The following is a 19,501-nucleotide window of genomic DNA, read 5'->3' as shown; positions in this document are numbered from 1 at the left end:
GATGTACTAAGATTATGCTAATTGTTTCAGTTTTCCTGGTTGGAAACCTGAAAAGACTTCAGTTGGTGTTTGGATAACAGGAGCAGCGCTGAAACCAAGCTCTTTAACTTGATCGATGTACTCAGGTTGCTCATCAAGATTGATTTCACGATAAGCGACATTATTACTGTCCAAGAAACGTTTGGTCATTTTACATTGGACACAGTTGTTTTTAGAATAAACGGTTACCATTGTGTAACTCCTCTTTCAAAATAGATTACTTTCTTAGTATATCAGAAAATAAAAATTTGTCAACGATTTAAAACTAAATATAGTGGTCTATTTTTCTGTTCAAGCTCACAAAACACAATATGTAGTGTTTGTTTTGTAAAATAGTGATAATTATCCAATAAGTTGTTTTTTGAAAAACTATATCCTGTGTTTTGTTATCTAAAATAGAAGATTTTCAGCAAGTTATCTGAAAGGAAATCGAATAAATCCCATAAAATGCTTGAAAAAAATCCTAGAAGATGATATAATACCAAATTGTAAGGGTTATCACATATAACTCAAAAAAGAAAGAACAAAAGGAGAGTCAAACTATGGCTTCTAAAGATTTCCACGTAGTGGCAGAAACAGGTATTCACGCACGTCCAGCAACATTGTTGGTACAAACTGCTAGCAAATTTGCTTCAGATATCACTCTTGAGTACAAAGGTAAATCGGTTAACCTTAAATCAATCATGGGTGTTATGAGTCTTGGTGTTGGCCAAGGTGCTGACGTAACTATCTCAGCTGAAGGTGCAGATGCAGATGACGCTATCGCTGCAATCTCAGAAACAATGGAAAAAGAAGGATTGGCATAAGGAAAATGACAGAAATGCTTAAAGGAATCGCAGCATCTGATGGTGTTGCCGTTGCAAAAGCATATCTACTCGTTCAACCGGATTTGTCATTCGATACTGTTTCAGTCGAAGATACAAACGCAGAAGAGGCTCGTTTGGATGTAGCTCTTGAAGCTTCTCAAAACGAGCTTTCTCTTATCCGTGAGAAAGCTGTAGGTACGCTTGGTGAAGAAGCGGCTCAAGTTTTTGACGCTCATTTGATGGTTCTTGCTGACCCAGAATTGATTGGTCAGATTAAAGAAACAATCCGTGCTAAGAAAGTCAATGCTGAAGCAGGTCTTAAAGAAGTGACTGACATGTTCATCACTATCTTTGAAGGTATGGAAGACAATCCATACATGCAAGAACGTGCAGCGGATATCCGCGACGTTACAAAACGTGTATTGGCAAACCTTCTTGGTAAGAAATTACCAAACCCAGCTTCAATCAATGAAGAAGTAATCGTGATTGCGCATGACTTGACACCATCTGATACAGCTCAATTGGACAAAAACTTTGTAAAAGCTTTTGTAACAAACATCGGTGGACGTACAAGCCACTCAGCTATCATGGCACGTACACTTGAAATTGCAGCTGTATTGGGAACAAATAACATCACTGAAGTAGTGAAAGACGGTGATATCCTTGCCGTTAACGGAATTACTGGTGAAGTCATTATCAACCCAACAGATGAACAAGCGGCAGAATTTAAAGCAGCTGGTGAAGTTTATGCTAAACAAAAAGCTGAGTGGGCACTTTTGAAAGATGCTCAAACAGTGACTGCTGACGGTAAACACTTCGAGTTGGCAGCTAACATCGGTACTCCAAAAGACGTTGAAGGTGTTAACAACAACGGTGCAGAAGCTGTTGGACTTTACCGTACAGAGTTCTTGTACATGGATTCTCAAGACTTCCCAACAGAAGATGAGCAGTATGAAGCATACAAGGCTGTTCTTGAGGGAATGAATGGTAAACCAGTGGTTGTTCGTACAATGGATATCGGTGGAGATAAGGAACTTCCTTACTTTGATATGCCACACGAAATGAACCCATTCCTTGGATTCCGTGCCCTTCGTATCTCTATTGCCGAAACTGGAGATGCAATGTTCCGTACACAAATCCGTGCCCTTCTTCGTGCTTCTGTTCATGGTCAATTGCGTATCATGTTCCCAATGGTTGCCCTATTGAAAGAATTCCGTGCAGCTAAAGCAGTCTTTGATGAAGAAAAAGCAAACCTTCTTGCTGAAGGAGTTGCAGTTGCGGATGATATCCAAGTTGGTATCATGATTGAAATCCCTGCAGCAGCGATGCTTGCAGACCAATTTGCTAAAGAAGTTGACTTCTTCTCAATTGGTACAAACGACTTGATCCAATACACAATGGCAGCAGACCGTATGAACGAGCAAGTTTCATACCTTTACCAACCATATAACCCATCAATCCTTCGCTTGATCAACAACGTTATCAAGGCAGCTCATGCTGAAGGTAAATGGGCTGGTATGTGTGGTGAGATGGCTGGTGACCAAAAAGCTGTTCCACTTCTTGTCGGAATGGGCTTGGATGAGTTCTCTATGTCAGCAACATCTGTACTTCGTACACGTAGCTTGATGAAGAAATTGGACACTGCTAAGATGAAAGAGTACGCTAACCGTGCCCTTACAGAGTGTTCAACAATGGAAGAAGTCCTTGAACTTCAAAAAGAATACGTTAACTTTGATTAATTTCATTAACCTTGTAACCTAGTTGCAAGGTTTTTTGATACATTCGGGAATAGTATAGTCTTGTAAAGTCCACTTTTCAATGATGAAGAGGCATGATATAATAGGAGAAGCAAATAGAATAAGAGAGAAATCATGTCTAAAGAAATTGATATTGAGTATTACCACCAGCTAGCCATGCAAAAGCAGAAGGAACACCGTAAAGTTTTAGCCAATCTAAAGAAAAAACCTCCTAAAAACCTAGACAAGATAGCCCAGCAGATTCACCAAGAAGTCTTTGAGGAAATTGATTGCACGGCCTGTGCCAATTGTTGTAAGACATTGGGACCGGACTTTAAAGAAGCGGATATTACACGAATCGCCAAGTATTTTAAGATGAAATTACCAGCTTTTGAAGCGGAGTTTCTGCAGGTAGATGAAGATGGTGATAAGGTTTTTAAATCCATGCCTTGTCCCTTTTTAGGAGGAGATAATCTCTGTTCCATCTATGAAGTTCGTCCAAAGGCATGCCGAGAGTTCCCCCATACGGACCGTAAAAAAATTCATCAAATCAACCATTTGACGATTAAGAATACTTTGACCTGTCCAGCAGCCTATCTCTTTGTTGAGAAATTAAAGGATAAGTTATAGAGATTTAAAGGATAAAAAATTTCTAATAATAACTAGAGATATGAAAGGAGTACTCCTGTGCATAGACCGAAAACAAAAGAGGAGCTAATGCTGGCCTCTAAGGAAAATTATGAAAAGCTTAACCGTTTTATCTAAACGTTATATAAGATCAAAAGGCTATCAAGTGATGTAGCCCTTTTGAGTTATACAAGCAAATTACCATGCAAAAGCTGTCGTTGGAGCATTGAGCGCTTCTAACCACTGTTTATTTTTTACAGGGCAAAGAGTTACGGATATACCTGCCATATCTAGACTGGTCATAAATGTTCCTGATTTTATAAAAGTAATAGTGACTCCTTCAATTTCTAAGAGTTGAAGGAGATCATTGATAAATATCCCCATTTCTAGGTTGCTGGTAGTGCCTAGATTATTTACAAGCAATATAAATTGATCGCCCTTTTTCCAATGATAGTGCAATCTTAATTTACTTATAATTTCATTTGCCAGGATTTCCGATGATTGGAATGGGACGATACGATAGCCTTCTTCGCCATGTATCCCAATACCATAAGAAATATTTCCTTCTTCCAAGTTAAATAGTGGAAGGGTGGCTTGGGGGAGACTAGCAGCTTTCGTTGCAAAGCCAATTGTTGCGATTTCGGGAGCAAGTTCATGACCTAAATCGGTTAGTTGTTCTATGTCAGCTCCATTTTGAGCTGCATATCCTAGAATTTTATGAAGTAAAATAGTCCCTGCAAGCCCTCTTCCTCTAATTTGAAATCTATTGTGAGGTTCAATAGAAATATCGTCGTGTGCTAGACTATAGCCAACCTTAATTCCTTCTTGTCTAGCAGTATTAATGGCCCAGCTAAATTCTTTGATGTCTGCTTCGAAATTTTTTACAATGATGAAGACACCGTGACCATTGTTTAAAAAACGAATGGACTCTAAGATTTCAGTTCTTGTAGGAGGAGTAAATAATTGGCCATAGATAGCAGCAGTAAGCATTCCTTCTCCCGCATATCCAATATGCGCAGGTTCGTGACCGGAACCTCCACCCGCCAATATTGGAACCTGATGAGGATTGCGATTTTTTTGATAGACTAATGGTAAGGTAGGGTGCTTTTCTAATTTAGGATGACTGCTGATAGTTGCCGAAATGTAACTTGAAATAATTTTCTGTTTATGATTTGAAATAAATGTCATTGTGGTCTCTTTCCAATAATCGTCATGATGAGATAGTCTGGTTGTGGAACTGAACTTTTTTTATTGACGTAAGCCTTCACGATTTCTGCTAGAGCATGTGAATGATAGTCTAACAAAAAACAAGTATAAGCAGATGAATCGATATCAATCTGACCGTATTCTCTTAAAATTTTTGATACAAGCAAGCGACAGTAGCTGATAAAGTGGTCATAGAAGTTATTTTGCCCTTGAATATCAAAAAGTTGAATATAAAAGTCACGCTCTTGTTCGAAATAAAGAAATAATTCTTGTAATAGTTTTTGGCCTGAAATGAAGTCCAAGTTATTGGTGATATACTCGGTTAAGTCAGTTTCAAATATCCAGTCTAGCAGTTCATATTTGTCAAGAAAGTGATTATAAAAGGTCTGTCTACGAATGCCAGCTGATTCCATGATATCCACAATGGAGATTTTGTCAAATTCTCTAGTAGCTAATAGGTCTCTAAATGCCTTGGCAATCCGTTTTTTTGTAATAAGTGATGATGCCATAGGAAGCCTTTCTGTTACTTACTTCATTTTACCAAAAAAATGTTTTAAACGGGTTTAAAAGGGGACAAATAATAGAATCTGTCCCTTATCATCCAGTAATAAAAAATATATAATGAAAGCGAAAACAAAGGTACATGCCGAAAGGAGTTTCTCATGAAAAAAATTATAAATGAACCGACACAAGTTGTTGATGAAATGTTGCAGGGATTGTCATTCATGCATGATGACTTGGTAGAACGCTTAGATGGTTTTGATGTCATCGTTAGAAAGGCAGAAAAGACAGGAAAAGTTGGACTCATTTCAGGTGGAGGTTCAGGACATGAACCAAGTCATGCTGGATTTGTAGGAGATGGAATGTTGTCTGCTGCCATTTGTGGAGCAGTCTTCACTTCACCTACTCCGGACCAAATTTTAGAAGCCATTAAGGCGGCTGATGAAGGTGCTGGAGTTTTCATGGTCATCAAAAACTATTCTGGTGACATTATGAACTTTGAAATTGCACAAGAACTTGCTGAAATGGAAGGTATTGATGTAGCAAGTGTTGTGGTTGATGATGATATTGCTGTTGAAAATAGTCTCTATACCCAAGGCCGTCGAGGTGTTGCAGGTACTATTTTAGTCCATAAAATTTTGGGTGCTGCAGCTCGTTCTGGTAAAACATTAGCTGAAATGAAGGACTTGGCCGATAAACTTGTCTTAGAAATTAAAACAATTGGGCTAGCCTTGTCTGGAGCAACCGTTCCTGAGGTTGGGAAACCAGGTTTTGTTCTAGAAGATGATGAATTTGAATACGGAGTTGGTATTCATGGTGAGCCAGGATATAAAAAAGAGAAAATGCAACCTTCAGCACAATTGGCCTCAGAATTGGTTGAAAAACTATCTGAAGGTTTCCAGCTTAAGGCTGGTGAACGCTATGGTCTTCTCATCAATGGTTTAGGAAGCACTCCTCTTATGGAGCAATACGTATTTGCAAATGATGTGGCTAAATTGCTCCATGAAAAAGGTGTTGAGTTGGCATTTAAGAAAATTGGAAACTATATGACCTCAATTGATATGGCTGGATTGTCTTTAACATTGATTCGATTGGCAGATAATGAGTGGTTGGATGCTCTAAATGCACCTGTTACTACACCAGCTTGGTAAAACTTTAGGAGGAAATGTCAAATGAATACTGAACAAGCTCTTGAATGGATGAAGCTTTTTAATGAAAAGATTCAAGAACAGAAAGATTACCTTAGTGAGCTAGACACCCCTATAGGAGATGGAGACCACGGTGGAAATATGGCGCGTGGCATGGCTGCAGTTATGGAAAACTTAGAAGGAAAGCAATTTGAGACCAGCAGTGATGTGTTTAAGCTTGTCTCAATGCAACTACTGAGTAAGGTAGGCGGTGCTTCTGGTCCCTTGTATGGCTCTGCTTTTATGGGCATGGCCAAGGCTGATTCTAATTCGAAAATAGAGGAAATCTTACAAAGCGGTTTGGATATGATTGTCAAACGTGGAAAAGCAGAAGTTGGAGAAAAGACAATGGTTGATGTTTGGACTCCTGTTATTGCTGCCTTGTCTGCTGGTCAATTGACTCAAGAGGTTATTGATCAGGTAGTGAATGCTACCAAAGATTTACTTGCAACTAAAGGAAGGGCATCTTATGTAGGAGAACGTTCTCTTGGACATATTGATCCTGGATCATTCTCATCAGGATTACTCTTTACTTCTCTTTTAGAAACTGGGGTGGTTTAATGGGAAGTATTGGTCTTGTTATCGTTTCACATTCCAAACACATTGCAGAAGGTGTTGTTGAACTGATTAGTGAAGTAGCTAAAGATGTTCCGATTACTTATGTAGGAGGAACCGAAGATGGAGGAATTGGAACAAGTTTTGATCAAGTAGATAGGGTTGTTTCCGAAAATCCAGCAGATACTTTATTAGCCTTTTTTGACCTAGGTTCTGCTAAAATGAACTTAGAAATGGTGGCTGATTTCAGTGATAAAAGTATCATGATCAATAGGGTTCCAATTGTAGAAGGTGCCTATACTGCAGCTGCTCTTCTTCAGGCTGGTGCAGAACTGTCAGTTATTCAAACACAGTTGTCGGAGCTTGAAATCAATAAATAAGGAATCTTACTATGACTCTTTTTATAGGTGAGCTATTGATTATCTCAACTATAAAAGTTTAATACTCAATGAAAATTAAATTCAAACCACGTCAACGTCGCCTTGCCGTAGGTATATGATACTGACTCTGTCAGTTCTATCCACAACCTCAAAACACTGTTTTGAGCAACCTGCGGCTAGTTTCCTAGTTTGCTCTTTGATTTTCATTGAGTATAATAATTCAAAACTGATTGTGATGGGACTATTCTAGCTTTAGAATTCTTTAAAAATTAAAATTTAAGGCAATAAATGGCTTAGAATAGTGCGAAAACATTTAGTTTATAGGAATTCTAGATCTAGAATTACATAGGTATTTATGAAGTTAGAGTATTCGATAGTTAGGATTGTTCTATTCTGAAAGATTTGAGCTGTCAATCTTCTAGAATAGTAGTTTGCCAATGAATTTTGTTGAAAGATTCCTTGTTTTATGGTAGTCTAAAGTAAAAGAAAGCCTTATCATTATATTTGTATCTTTAATCTGACTTGGTTTAGGTCTAGAAGAGGGATAGATATTTGGGGTTTTCAAATAATAATAATATTTTCACTTGCAAAAAATGTATTTCAACTTTACCTAATGTAAAAGAAGGAAATATCATGAAACGTTTATGACTTGTTGGAAAGAGAATGTGAGCTAAAAATGGATTCTCTTTACATATTAGGAGTAGGTAGATGAGTAATCTAGAGTCAATTCGTAAAGCGCATATCATCGTGTGGGGTTCCTATCTATTTTTATCATTAAGGGCGCCGCTAATTAGCAGCACAGAGTATTTCGTGCTTATTTTTTTAGCGTTTCTCTATTCAATAGTATCGCTACCTATATACTCTGTGAAGAATAAAATAGTATCTATTTGTTTGGCTATAAACTCGATCCTGTTAATGAGTTTTCCAATTTTAATCAATAAATTTTTCCCAGGAAACGTTTCTACTTATATCGTATTAATCAGTATTTTTATCCTGGAGTTCTTAATCTTTAATAAAATTGGTAGAGATTTTGATACTAGATTAGCTAGCGAGTATAGGAAAATCAGTCAGTTTAAAAGTAAGATGTCTCAATCTCCTTGGATAAAATATTTAGAGATTTCTAGTTTTATATTAACTATACTTCCATTTATTCTTCATGGTACAGTTGATAATCATGTATTGACTCTTATCTTTTTGATAAAAATTTGTGTAGATACTACGATAAAGATTATATTAAACAGAATCTTTAAGACAAGTGAGGTAATGAAAAGGAGGATATTTTCTCTTTTTGTACTAGATTTGATTGTCTATTTATTTTTAGGCTATGTTTTAGCAATGCAAAAAGATGGATACCTATTTTCAATTCTACTAATTTTTTCTAATTTCTCACTTCCCTTTATCAGAGAAAAAGAGTATGAATTATTTAAAAATAAGAAGTGAGTTAGATATGGTTAAATCTTAGTTCTCTTTAAAATCAAATCAGATATAGAAAAGATATCCTATCTAGGTAACAAAGTGCTTTAAACGCAGTCGACGATTACTTATTAGAGAACTATTCTAACCATCCAACGTTAAAGAGAAGAAATCTTATGAAACTCGTATCACCAAATAATTATGCTGCTATTGAGTAAGAAGAAATGAGGTGTCTTGATGGGGGATTATCTCTACATAAAGACGGGGGAATGTTACAGTAAACGTAGCCCCTGCTTATTTTATGGGGAATTAAATATGTTTAAACTAAGTGATAAAGTTAGACTAATATTTGCTCTTTTAGGGGTAAGTTTCATATTGGTTAGTATGTATTTTATACCTTTTATTAAAACTGAGAATAAATTTTGGGAAATACTTTTATTTATATTAGGTGTATTGCTAATTGGAATTGCGTTACTAAATCCCCAAAAAAATTAAATTTTAGAATAGTATTAGTGAGTAGGTAATCATTTCTTGATTGGATTTTTTTAATGCTATTGATGAATGGGATGGAAACAGTGACAATAGATTAAGAACAGGATGATAGTATTATGATGGTTATTTTAATTTTGATGGTTGTGGTGTTTCTGTATTATGTAATTACAGAGTATTTTCAGAATAGTTATATTGACTGTATACTATTTCTAACATTGCTGATTTCTCATTTGATATGGGATTACTATTTTTTACCCATTGAAGTCTTAGTAGCATTAAGTGGAGTAAATTTGTTGTCAAGATTTTTCAAAAAAAAGAGAAGCCAATAGATTTGCTAGTGAATTATTAAGATGAAAGGTAAAATTGGAATATCTAAAATGAAACATTTTATTGCAGGAATTGGTGAGATAAGATTTATTAGTTATCTATTGTCTCTATGTGTAGGACTAGCCCCTCTTTTTCATATCTATGTCATAGGTTCTGAAATGAATTTTGTGAAAATAGTATTATCTATTTTGGGAGTCATATTTGTAGGTATTTTAACTATTACTCGAATTTATAGAAGATTTTTCTATAATTCACTAGAATAGTATGGGTTAGTTAATCCATTAGATCTATTATTCTTTGTGGTACTATACCACTTTTAAGTTTTTACATTAAACAACTGTCTGAAGTGAAAGTTGTTTATCTTAGAAAGGAAAACTCTCAAATTGTCCTACAAATTTCTACTTTTCGACCTTGACCACACTTTGCTTGATTTTGATGCTGCTGAGGATGTGGCTTTAACGCAACTTCTAAAAGAAGAAGGGGTTGCAGATATTCAGGCCTATAAAGACTATTACGTTCCTATGAACAAGGCTCTATGGAAGGACTTGGAGCAAAAGAAAATTAGTAAACAAGAGTTGGTTAACACGCGCTTTTCTCGTTTATTTGCCCATTTTGGATTTGAGAAGGACGGTGCTTTACTTGCCCAGCGTTACCAATTTTACTTAGCCCAGCAGGGGCAAACTTTTTCAGGCGCTCATGAACTTTTGGACAGCCTCATCGAGCGTGATTATGACTTGTATGCTGCGACAAATGGCATTACTGCCATTCAGACAGGGCGTTTGGCTCAATCTGATCTGGCACCTTATTTCAATCAAGTCTTTATCTCTGAACAGCTGCAAACACAAAAGCCGGATGCTCTTTTTTATGAAAAAATTGGTCAACAGATTGCAGGTTTTAGCAAAGAAAAGACGCTGATGATTGGAGACTCTCTAACCGCCGACATTCAAGGCGGCAATAATGCTGGGATTGACACGATTTGGTACAATCCTCATCAACTCGAAAATCCCACACAAGCCCAGCCAACCTACGAAGTCCATTCTTACCGAGACTTGCTGGATTGTTTAGATAAACTGTAAAAAGTGGTTTAGACAGCCACTTTTTGCTATAATAGAGGCAGTAAAAACGAAGGAGTCGGCTATGGAACACTCGTCTTGGCATGCTTTGATTAAGGAGCAATTACCTGAGGGTTATTTCGGGAAAATCAATCAGTTTATGAATCAGGTCTATGCTCAGGGGACTATTTATCCACCCAAGGAAAAGGTTTTTCAGGCTCTCTTGACAACACCGCTTGAAGAAGTTAAGGTGGTGATTCTAGGGCAAGATCCCTATCACGGGCCAGGTCAAGCGCAGGGCTTGAGTTTTTCTGTACCGGACTCTATCCCAGCTCCACCATCCTTGCAAAATATCTTGAAAGAATTGTCAGATGATATCGGGGTTAAGAAATCTCATGATTTGACAGCTTGGGCTGAGCAAGGAGTCTTACTTCTTAATGCTTGTTTGACAGTTCCGGCTGGACGGGCTAATGGTCATGCTGGGCAGATATGGGAGCCTTTTACGGATGCTGTGATTCAGGTGGTCAATCATCTAGATAGACAAGTCGTTTTTGTACTCTGGGGAGCTTATGCACGCAAGAAGAAGGCCTTAGTTACCAATCCTCATCACTTGATTATCGAATCAGCCCATCCCAGTCCTTTGTCAGTTTATAGAGGATTTTGGGGTTCCAAGCCTTTTTCCAAGGCCAATGCATTCTTAAAAGAAACAGGACAAGAGCCAATCGATTGGCTTAGATAAGGAGAAAATATGCCTCAGTTAGCGACGATTTGCTACATTGATAACGGGAAAGAACTGCTTATGCTCCACCGTAATAAGAAGCCAAATGATGTTCATGAAGGAAAATGGATTGGTGTGGGTGGTAAGCTAGAGCGAGGAGAGACACCTCAGGAATGCGCGGTGCGTGAAATCCTTGAGGAAACAGGGCTCAAAGCCAAGCCAGTTCTAAAAGGTGTCATCACTTTTCCTGAATTTACACCAGATTTAGACTGGTACACCTATGTTTTTAAGGTGACGGAGTTCGAGGGGGATTTGATTGACTGCAATGAGGGGACGCTGGAATGGGTTCCTTATGATGAGGTTTTGAGCAAGCCGACTTGGGAAGGTGACCATACCTTTGTTGAGTGGCTTTTAGAGGACAAACCCTTCTTTTCAGCTAAGTTTGTTTATGATGGGGATAAATTGTTGGATACCCAAGTTGATTTTTATGAATAAAGGAGAAAGCAGATGCTACTAATCAAAAATGGTCGTGTTATGGATCCCAAGTCTGGTTTGGATCAAGTGTGTGATGTCTTGGTTGAAGATGGAAAGATTATCAAAATTGCGCCTGAGATTAAAGAAGAAGGAGCAGAGATAATTGATGCTACTGGTCTTGTAGTTGCTCCTGGCTTGGTCGATATTCATGTTCATTTCCGTGAACCTGGTCAAACACATAAAGAAGACATTCATACCGGTGCCCTAGCAGCCGCTGCAGGTGGTTTTACAACTGTTGTCATGATGGCTAATACTAGTCCAACCATTTCAGACGTTGAGACTTTGAAAGAAGTTCTTCAATCTGCTGCCAAGGAAAAAATCAATGTTAAGACGGTTGCGACCATTACTAAGAATTTTAATGGGCAAGATTTGACTGACTTTAAAGCACTTTTAGAAGCTGGAGCTGTTGGTTTCTCAGACGACGGTATCCCGCTTGAAAGTAGTAAAGTTGTTAAGGAAGCCATGGAGGAAGCTAAAAAGCTTAATACCTTTATTAGTCTTCATGAGGAAGATCCAGGTTTGAACGGTATTCTTGGCTTTAATGAAAATATCGCTAAAGATCATTTCCATATCTGTGGTGCAACTGGGGTAGCTGAGTATGCTATGATGGCGCGTGATGTCATGATTGCCTATGCAACTAAGGCCCATGTTCACATCCAGCATTTGTCTAAGGAAGAAAGTGTTAAAGTAGTTGAGTTTGCTCAGGGGCTAGGTGCACAAGTCACAGCAGAAGTAGCGCCACAGCATTTTTCTAAGACCGAAGCGCTCCTTTTGACACAAGGAAGCAATGCTAAGATGAATCCGCCACTTCGTTTGGAATCAGACCGTCGTGCCGTTATCGAAGGTCTCAAGTCAGGTGTTATCACAGTTATCGCAACTGATCACGCGCCTCACCATGCGGATGAAAAAAATGTCGAGGATATTACCAAAGCGCCATCTGGTATGACTGGTTTGGAAACATCTCTTTCTCTCGGTTTAACTTATTTGGTAGAAGCTGGGGAATTGACCTTGATGGAATTGCTTGAAAAGATGACCTACAACCCAGCCAAACTTTACAACTTTGAAGCAGGTTACTTGGCTGAGAATGGTCCAGCAGATATCACTATTTTTGATGCTAAGGCTGACCGCCTTGTGGACTCCCATTTTGCTTCGAAAGCAGCTAATTCACCATTCATCGGTGAAACCTTAAAAGGGCAGGTTAAATATACCATCTGTAAGGGACAAATCGTCTATCAAAACTAGGGGGAGTCTGCTCTGTAAACAAAAAGAATAGAGAGCCTATATGTACCAAACCCATCATTTCAAAGACAAGTTTATCTTATTTTTAAAGATATTTTTCCCTATCCTGATTTATCAATTTGCCAATTATTCTGCCTCCTTTGTTGATACGACTATGACAGGTCAATACAATACCATGGACTTGGCTGGTGTATCTATGGCAACCAGTATCTGGAATCCTTTCTTTACCTTCCTAACAGGGATTGTGTCAGCCTTGGTGCCTATCATTGGTCACCATCTTGGGAGAGGGAAAAAGGAAGAAGTTGCATCTGATTTTTACCAGTTCATTTATCTTGCCTTGGGTCTATCCGTGGTCTTGCTGGGATTAGTACTTTTCCTGGCACCACCTGTTTTGAATCATATTGGACTAGAAGCTCCTGTGGCAGCAGTAGCGGTTCGTTATCTCTGGTTTTTATCTATCGGAATTATCCCCTTGTTGCTCTTTAGTGTCATTCGATCCTTGCTGGATTCTCTAGGGCTAACCAAACTGTCTATGTACCTCATGCTTTTGTTACTTCCTCTCAATAGTGGATTTAACTATCTCTTGATTTACGGGGCCTTTGGTGTTCCAGAGTTGGGAGGTGCTGGCTCTGGATTAGGTACTTCCTTGGCCTATTGGGTCTTACTTGGGATTTCTGTTCTGGTTTTATTTAAACAGGAGAAGCTCAAAGCCTTACATCTTGAGAAACGCATTCCTCTTAATATGGATAAAATCAAGGAAGGAGTTCGTTTAGGTCTGCCTATAGGGGGGACTGTCTTCGCAGAAGTGGCTATTTTCTCCGTGGTTGGCTTGATTATGGCTAAGTTCTCGTCCTTGATTATCGCTAGTCACCAGTCAGCCATGAACTTTTCAAGTCTTATGTACGCCTTTCCTATGAGTATCTCATCAGCTATGGCTATTGTCGTTTCCTATGAAGTGGGAGCCAAGCGATTTGATGATGCAAAAACTTATATTGGTTTAGGAAGATGGACAGCCCTCATTTTTGCGGCCTTCACCTTATCCTTTCTTTACATTTTTAGGGGAAATGTGGCCAGTCTTTATGGCAACGACCCAGAATTCATCGATTTGACAGCGCGCTTTTTGACTTATAGTCTTTTTTTCCAGTTAGCAGATACCTTTGCGGCACCGCTTCAGGGAATTTTACGGGGGTATAAGGATACCGTTATTCCTTTTTACCTTGGTTTGGTTGGTTATTGGGGCGTAGCAATCCCAGTGGCTATTGTATTTGATTCCCTAACAGATTTTGGAGCTTATTCTTACTGGATTGGCTTGATTATTAGTTTGATTGTGAGTGGAGCGCTCTACCGTTGGCGTTTAACTGTGATTATGAAGAGATTTGAATCTTTAGCAAAATCCAAACGCTAAAAAGTTTGTGAAAAAATATTCTTGATAAGAAAATTCCTTGTTTTTACGGGGTTTTCTTTTTTATTTTGTGAAATTTCTTTTAGAAAAACTTTGACAGTATTTGCCAAAAACGGTAAAATAGTAAGGTAAGAAGAAACTTAGAAAGGCAAGAAGATGTCAACTTTAGATAAAAATCTTTTGCTAGAGATGTTCCGTAAGATGGAAGAAATCCGTCGTATGGACTTAAAAATTGCGCAATTAGTAAAGAAAGGGAAAGTGCCAGGAATGACGCACTTTTCTGTTGGAGAAGAGGCGGCTAACGTGGGTGCTATGTTGGCTCTCAATCCAGATGATCTAATTACCTCAAACCACCGTGGTCACGGACAAGCTATTGCCAAAGGAATTGACCTCAACGGAATGATGGCTGAAATCCTCGGTAAATATACTGGAACCTGTAAAGGTAAAGGTGGTTCTATGCATATCGCTGACCTTGATGCTGGTAACCTTGGTGCCAATGGTATCGTAGGTGGTGGTATGGGAATCGCTGTTGGTGCAGCCCTCAGTCAGCAAATGCAACATACTGGAAAAATCGTTGTCTGCTTCTTTGGAGATGGTGCGACCAACGAAGGTGTTTTCCACGAAGCAGTAAATATGGCTTCTATCTGGAACCTGCCAGTCATTTTCTATTGCATTAACAATGGTTATGGAATCTCTGCGGATATCAAGAAAATGACTAATGTAGAGCATATCCATCAACGTAGCTCAGCTTATGGAATTCCTGGAATGTTCATCGAAGACGGTAACAATGTCATCGACGTCTATGAAGGATTTAAGAAAGCTGTAGACCATGTTCGTGGTGGCAATGGTCCAGTCTTGATTGAAAGTGTAACTTATCGCTGGCTTGGTCACTCATCATCTGACCCTGGTAAATATCGTACACGTGAAGAAGTGGAATTGTGGAAACAAAAAGACCCAATCGAAAACCTCCGCAATTACCTTATTGAAAATAACATTGCAAGTGCCGAAGAATTGGAAGAAATCCAAGCGCAAGTAAAGGAAGCAGTAGAAGCTTCTGTTAAATTTGCAGAGGAAAGTCCATTCCCACCGCTTGAATCAGCCTTTGAAGATATTTACGCAGACTAAGGAGAAAGAGATAAAATGGAAACAAAAACAATGTCCTTCCGTGACACCATTATCCTTGCTATGTCTGAGGAAATGCGTCGCGATGAAAATGTATTCTTGATGGGAGAAGATGTAGGTGTCTTCGGAGGAGACTTCGGAACTTCTGTCGGAATGCTTGAAGAATTTGGTCCAGAACGTGTTCGTGATTGTCCGATTTCTGAAGCTGCCATCTCGGGAGCAGCAGCAGGAGCAGCCATGACAGGACTTCGTCCAATCGTTGATATGACCTTCATGGACTTTTCTGTTATTGCCATGGACAATATCGTCAACCAAGCCGCTAAAACACGCTATATGTTTGGTGGTAAAGGTCAGGTTCCAATGACTGTTCGTTGTGCAGCTGGTAACGGAGTTGGCTCTGCCGCCCAGCACTCGCAATCTCTAGAGTCTTGGTTTACTCACATTCCAGGACTTAAGGTTGTAGCACCAGGTACGCCTGCGGACATGAAAGGACTGCTTAAGTCTTCTATCCGTGATAACAACCCTGTTATCATTCTTGAGTACAAGTCAGAATTTAACCAAAAAGGGGAAGTGCCAGTTGATCCAGACTACACGATTCCACTTGGAGTTGGGGAAATCAAACGTGAAGGTACGGATGTCACAGTTGTTACTTATGGGAAAATGCTTCGCCGTGTGGTTAAAGCTGCTGAAGAATTAGCAGAAGAAGGAATTTCTGTTGAAATTGTGGACCCACGTACCCTTGTTCCGCTTGATAAGGACATCATCATTAACTCAGTTAAGAAGACTGGTAAGGTTGTTCTGGTAAACGATGCCCACAAAACAAGCGGCTATATCGGAGAGATTTCAGCTATTATTTCAGAATCAGAAGCATTTGACTATCTAGATGCACCAATCCGCCGTTGTGCAGGAGAAGATGTGCCAATGCCTTATGCACAAAACCTAGAAAATGCAATGATTCCAACAGTTGAAAGCATCAAAGATGCTATCCGTAAAACATATAACAAAGAATAGAATTACATAAGATAAGTTATGTAAACAAAATAAAGCTGACGAGAAACTTTGTATCTTTTAGGTGCTGAGCTCTTCGTCCTTAATATCTTATATTCGAACACGGGCTAAAAGCTCGGAAAAAGATAAATCTCCTTGGCTTCGTCGAAGTCATCGTCGATTTCCTATTTTTCAGTCGCTTTTAACGCCCTTTGTATCATATAATTGAATTCGGACGGAGGTCTGCGAAAAAAAGATAGATTTCCTTGTGTTCATCGAACACATCGTCAATCTCCTATTTTTTCATTGCCCTCTGAGTCCTTAATATCTTAGTATAGAATTGGAGAGGTCATGGCTGATGACAAGCTAAGAGCGACTCCTGCGGCTAGAAAGTTAGCGGATGATTTAGGTATCAACCTCTACGACGTTTCTGGCTCAGGTGCAAACGGTCGTGTCCACAAAGAAGACGTGGAAACTTATAAAGACACAAATGTGGTTCGCATTTCGCCACTTGCAAAACGAATTGCCCTCGAACATAATATTGCTTGGCAGGAGATTCAAGGAACTGGTCATCGTGGTAAAATCATGAAGAAGGATGTTTTGGCCTTGCTTCCTGAAAATATCGAAAACGATACCATCAAGTCTCCTGCTCAGATTGAAAAAGTGGAAGAAGTCCCTGATAACGTAACACCATACGGTGAAATTGAGCGTATCCCAATGACACCAATGCGTAAGGTTATTGCCCAACGCATGGTTGAATCTTACTTGACTGCGCCAACCTTTACCCTCAACTATGAAGTTGATATGACTGAAATGTTGGCTCTTCGTAAGAAGGTTCTTGAGCCAATTATGGAAGCAACTGGGAAGAAGACTACTGTAACAGACCTTCTTTCACTTGCAGTTGTTAAGACTCTTATGAAACACCCATACATCAACGCTTCATTGACAGAAGACGGCAAGACTATTATCACGCACAACTATGTCAACCTTGCTATGGCAGTTGGGATGGATAATGGATTGATGACTCCTGTTGTTTACAATGCTGAAAAACTAAGTTTATCAGAGTTGGTTGTTGCATTCAAAGACGTCATTGGCCGTACCTTGGATGGTAAATTGGCTCCAAGCGAACTGCAAAATTCAACATTCACAATCAGTAATTTGGGAATGTTTGGTGTTCAGTCCTTCGGTCCGATCATTAACCAACCAAACTCAGCTATTCTTGGTGTCAGTTCGACGATTGAGAAGCCAGTTGTCGTCAATGGTGAGATTGTGATTCGTCCTATTATGAGTCTTGGGTTAACAATTGACCACCGTGTCGTAGATGGTATGGCTGGTGCTAAATTTATGAAAGATTTGAAAGAATTGATTGAAAATCCAATCTCAATGTTGATTTAAGAACAAGAGTATTCATTTTAAAGATATAGATAAAGGAAGGAAGACATGGCCTTAGAAGTAATTATGCCGAAAGCCGGCGTTGATATGACAGAAGGACAAATCGTCCAATGGAATAAAAAAGTCGGAGAATTTGTAAAAGAAGGAGAAATCCTTTTGGAAATCATGACTGATAAAGTCAGCATGGAATTGGAAGCCGAAGAAGACGGTTACTTGATCGCTATCCTCAAAGGAGATGGTGAAACTGTTCCAGTAACGGAAGTTATCGGTTACCTTGGTGAAGAAGGGGAAAACATCCCAACTTCTGGAGCAACAGCCCCAGAAGCTAGCCCTGCACCTGCAGCAAGTGCCTCAAACGATGATGGTAAGAGCGATGATGCTTTTGATATCGTTGTGATTGGTGGAGGTCCTGCTGGATACGTGGCAGCCATTAAAGCTGCCCAACTCGGTGGTAAGGTTGCCCTTGTTGAGAAATCTGAACTTGGTGGAACCTGCTTAAACCGTGGCTGTATTCCAACCAAGACCTACCTTCATAACGCTGAAATTATTGAAAATATCGGTCATGCTGCAAATCGTGGTATCGTGATTGAAAATCCTAACTTCACTGTTGATATGGACAAACTTTTAGAAACTAAATCTAAAGTTGTTAATACTCTTGTTGGTGGTGTTGCAGGACTTCTTCGTAGTTACGGAGTTACTGTTCATAAGGGTATCGGTACTATTACTAAAGACAAGAATGTCTTGGTAAATGGTTCTGAATTGCTTGAAACCAAGAAAATCATCCTTGCTGGTGGTTCAAAAGTCAGCAAGATCAACGTTCCTGGTATGGAATCATCACTCGTGATGACAAGTGACGACATTCTTGAAATGAACGAAGTGCCAGAAAGCCTTGTTATCATCGGTGGTGGTGTTGTCGGTATCGAACTTGGTCAGGCCTTCATGACATTTGGTTCAAAAGTAACTGTTATCGAAATGATGGACCGTATCGTGCCAGCTATGGATGCAGAAGTGTCTAAGAACCTTCGCTTGATTCTTGAGCGTAAAGGAATGACCATCTTGACTGGTACTAAACTGCAAGAAATCATCGAGGAAAATGGTCAACTTCGTATCAAGGTTGAAGGAAAAGACGATATCATCGCAAATAAAGCTCTTCTTTCAATCGGTCGTGTGCCGGATCTTGAAGGTATTGGAGAGGTTGAGTTTGAATTGGATCGTGGTCGTATCAAGATCAACGAATACATGGAAACTTCTGTTCCAGGAATTTATGCACCAGGTGATGTTAATGGTACTAAGATGTTAGCGCACGCAGCCTTCCGTATGGGGGAAGTTGCCGCTGAAAATGCTCTTAAAGGAAATCATGCTGTTGCCAAATTGAATTTGACTCCTGCAGCCATCTATACTCTTCCTGAAGTAGCAGCAGTAGGTTTGACAGAAGAACAAGCCCGTGAGAAATACGATGTTGCTATCGGTAAATTCAACTTTGCGGCTAACGGACGTGCCATTGCCTCAGATGCAGCTCAAGGTTTCGTAAAAGTCATCGCTGATAAGAAATACGGAGAAATCCTTGGTGTCCATATCATTGGTCCTGCAGCTGCAGAATTGATTAACGAGGCATCAAGCATTATCGAAATGGAAATCACTGTTGAAGAAATGCTGAAGACTATCCACGGACACCCAACCTACTCTGAAGTGATGTACGAAGCATTTGCGGATGTTTTAGGAATGGCCATCCATTCACCTAAGAAAAAATAAAAGAAAGATAGAATAGACTGGAAAATATCTTTCC

At 39.2% G+C, this 19,501-nt stretch carries 21 protein-coding genes; 18 read left to right on the top strand and 3 right to left on the bottom strand.

Going from position 1 to position 19,501, the window contains the following annotated elements; translation table 11 throughout:
* Positions 1-12: 12 nt before the first annotated feature.
* Positions 13-231: a glutaredoxin-like protein NrdH gene (gene nrdH / locus F9B91_RS09470; RefSeq protein WP_000259240.1), complete on the bottom strand. Its 219-nt coding sequence runs from the start codon at positions 229-231 to the stop codon at positions 13-15.
* Positions 232-581: 350 nt separating this feature from the next.
* On the opposite strand from nrdH, the gene F9B91_RS09465 reads away from it, so the two are divergent.
* From F9B91_RS09465 to F9B91_RS09455, 3 genes are all read left to right on the top strand, one after another.
* Complete coding sequence (locus F9B91_RS09465) at positions 582-845, top strand: phosphocarrier protein HPr (RefSeq protein WP_000146947.1); 264 nt, start codon at positions 582-584, stop codon at positions 843-845.
* Positions 846-850: 5 nt separating this feature from the next.
* The gene (gene ptsP, locus F9B91_RS09460) at positions 851-2,584 is read left to right on the top strand and encodes a phosphoenolpyruvate--protein phosphotransferase (RefSeq protein WP_150923155.1); all 1,734 of its coding nucleotides are present in this window, start codon (positions 851-853) and stop codon (positions 2,582-2,584) included.
* Positions 2,585-2,716: 132 nt separating this feature from the next.
* Positions 2,717-3,211: a YkgJ family cysteine cluster protein gene (locus F9B91_RS09455; protein ID WP_049546639.1), complete on the top strand. Its 495-nt coding sequence runs from the start codon at positions 2,717-2,719 to the stop codon at positions 3,209-3,211.
* Positions 3,212-3,406: 195 nt separating this feature from the next.
* On the opposite strand, the gene dhaQ is transcribed toward F9B91_RS09455, so the two are convergent.
* A complete protein-coding gene (gene dhaQ, locus F9B91_RS09445; protein ID WP_150923154.1) occupies positions 3,407-4,396 on the bottom strand; it encodes a DhaKLM operon coactivator DhaQ in 990 nt (329 codons plus the stop codon).
* Positions 4,393-4,923 carry a dihydroxyacetone kinase transcriptional activator DhaS gene (gene dhaS, locus F9B91_RS09440; protein WP_150923153.1) on the bottom strand — a complete coding sequence of 177 codons (531 nt, stop codon included), beginning with the start codon at positions 4,921-4,923 and terminating at the stop codon, positions 4,393-4,395. Before dhaS ends, dhaQ begins: the two co-directional genes overlap by 4 nt.
* A 153-nt stretch (positions 4,924-5,076) precedes the next feature.
* On the opposite strand from dhaS, the gene dhaK reads away from it, so the two are divergent.
* From dhaK to lpdA, 15 genes are all read left to right on the top strand, one after another.
* Entirely contained in the window at positions 5,077-6,066 is a 990-nt protein-coding gene (gene dhaK, locus F9B91_RS09435; protein WP_150923152.1) for a dihydroxyacetone kinase subunit DhaK, read from the top strand.
* Positions 6,067-6,087: 21 nt separating this feature from the next.
* On the top strand, positions 6,088-6,663 hold the full coding sequence (dhaL, locus tag F9B91_RS09430) for a dihydroxyacetone kinase subunit DhaL (protein ID WP_150923151.1): 576 nt from the start codon (positions 6,088-6,090) through the stop codon (positions 6,661-6,663).
* Positions 6,663-7,037 carry a dihydroxyacetone kinase phosphoryl donor subunit DhaM gene (dhaM, locus tag F9B91_RS09425; protein WP_150923150.1) on the top strand — a complete coding sequence of 125 codons (375 nt, stop codon included), beginning with the start codon at positions 6,663-6,665 and terminating at the stop codon, positions 7,035-7,037. The genes dhaL and dhaM overlap by 1 nt, the downstream gene beginning before the upstream one ends.
* Positions 7,038-7,745: 708 nt before the next feature.
* A complete protein-coding gene (locus F9B91_RS09420) occupies positions 7,746-8,477 on the top strand; it encodes a hypothetical protein (protein WP_150923149.1) in 732 nt (243 codons plus the stop codon).
* Between the two features lie 581 nt (positions 8,478-9,058).
* The gene (locus tag F9B91_RS11535) at positions 9,059-9,271 is read left to right on the top strand and encodes a hypothetical protein (RefSeq protein WP_050253036.1); all 213 of its coding nucleotides are present in this window, start codon (positions 9,059-9,061) and stop codon (positions 9,269-9,271) included.
* Between the two features lie 48 nt (positions 9,272-9,319).
* Positions 9,320-9,532 carry a hypothetical protein gene (locus F9B91_RS11530; RefSeq protein ID WP_150923178.1) on the top strand — a complete coding sequence of 71 codons (213 nt, stop codon included), beginning with the start codon at positions 9,320-9,322 and terminating at the stop codon, positions 9,530-9,532.
* A gap of 120 nt (positions 9,533-9,652) precedes the next feature.
* Complete coding sequence (locus tag F9B91_RS09400) at positions 9,653-10,345, top strand: YjjG family noncanonical pyrimidine nucleotidase (protein WP_150923147.1); 693 nt, start codon at positions 9,653-9,655, stop codon at positions 10,343-10,345.
* Positions 10,346-10,406: 61 nt separating this feature from the next.
* Complete coding sequence (locus tag F9B91_RS09395; RefSeq protein WP_000401338.1) at positions 10,407-11,060, top strand: uracil-DNA glycosylase; 654 nt, start codon at positions 10,407-10,409, stop codon at positions 11,058-11,060.
* A gap of 9 nt (positions 11,061-11,069) precedes the next feature.
* On the top strand, positions 11,070-11,534 hold the full coding sequence (locus tag F9B91_RS09390) for an NUDIX hydrolase (RefSeq protein WP_001135783.1): 465 nt from the start codon (positions 11,070-11,072) through the stop codon (positions 11,532-11,534).
* A 12-nt stretch (positions 11,535-11,546) separates the two neighbouring features.
* Entirely contained in the window at positions 11,547-12,815 is a 1,269-nt protein-coding gene (locus tag F9B91_RS09385; RefSeq protein ID WP_150923146.1) for a dihydroorotase, read from the top strand.
* 40 nt (positions 12,816-12,855) lie between these two features.
* On the top strand, positions 12,856-14,217 hold the full coding sequence (gene pdrM / locus F9B91_RS09380) for a sodium-coupled multidrug efflux MATE transporter PdrM (RefSeq protein ID WP_150923145.1): 1,362 nt from the start codon (positions 12,856-12,858) through the stop codon (positions 14,215-14,217).
* Positions 14,218-14,370: 153 nt separating this feature from the next.
* Positions 14,371-15,339, top strand: coding sequence for a thiamine pyrophosphate-dependent dehydrogenase E1 component subunit alpha (locus F9B91_RS09375; RefSeq protein WP_150923144.1), 969 nt, complete (start codon positions 14,371-14,373; stop codon positions 15,337-15,339).
* A 15-nt stretch (positions 15,340-15,354) separates the two neighbouring features.
* Positions 15,355-16,347, top strand: a complete 993-nt coding sequence (locus F9B91_RS09370) for an alpha-ketoacid dehydrogenase subunit beta (RefSeq protein ID WP_150923143.1) — start codon at positions 15,355-15,357, stop codon at positions 16,345-16,347.
* Between the two features lie 327 nt (positions 16,348-16,674).
* On the top strand, positions 16,675-17,718 hold the full coding sequence (locus F9B91_RS09365; RefSeq protein WP_000752715.1) for a dihydrolipoamide acetyltransferase: 1,044 nt from the start codon (positions 16,675-16,677) through the stop codon (positions 17,716-17,718).
* Between the two features lie 45 nt (positions 17,719-17,763).
* Positions 17,764-19,467: a dihydrolipoyl dehydrogenase gene (gene lpdA, locus F9B91_RS09360; RefSeq protein ID WP_150923142.1), complete on the top strand. Its 1,704-nt coding sequence runs from the start codon at positions 17,764-17,766 to the stop codon at positions 19,465-19,467.
* The last annotated feature ends 34 nt before the right edge of the window (positions 19,468-19,501 follow it).

The sequence above is a fragment of the Streptococcus mitis genome, from assembly GCF_008763935.1.
In the GTDB taxonomy this organism is placed as follows: Bacteria; Bacillota; Bacilli; order Lactobacillales; family Streptococcaceae; genus Streptococcus; species Streptococcus mitis_DB.
Note: the sequence above shows the minus strand (reverse complement) of the source record. Positions and strands in the feature narration are given on the sequence as shown.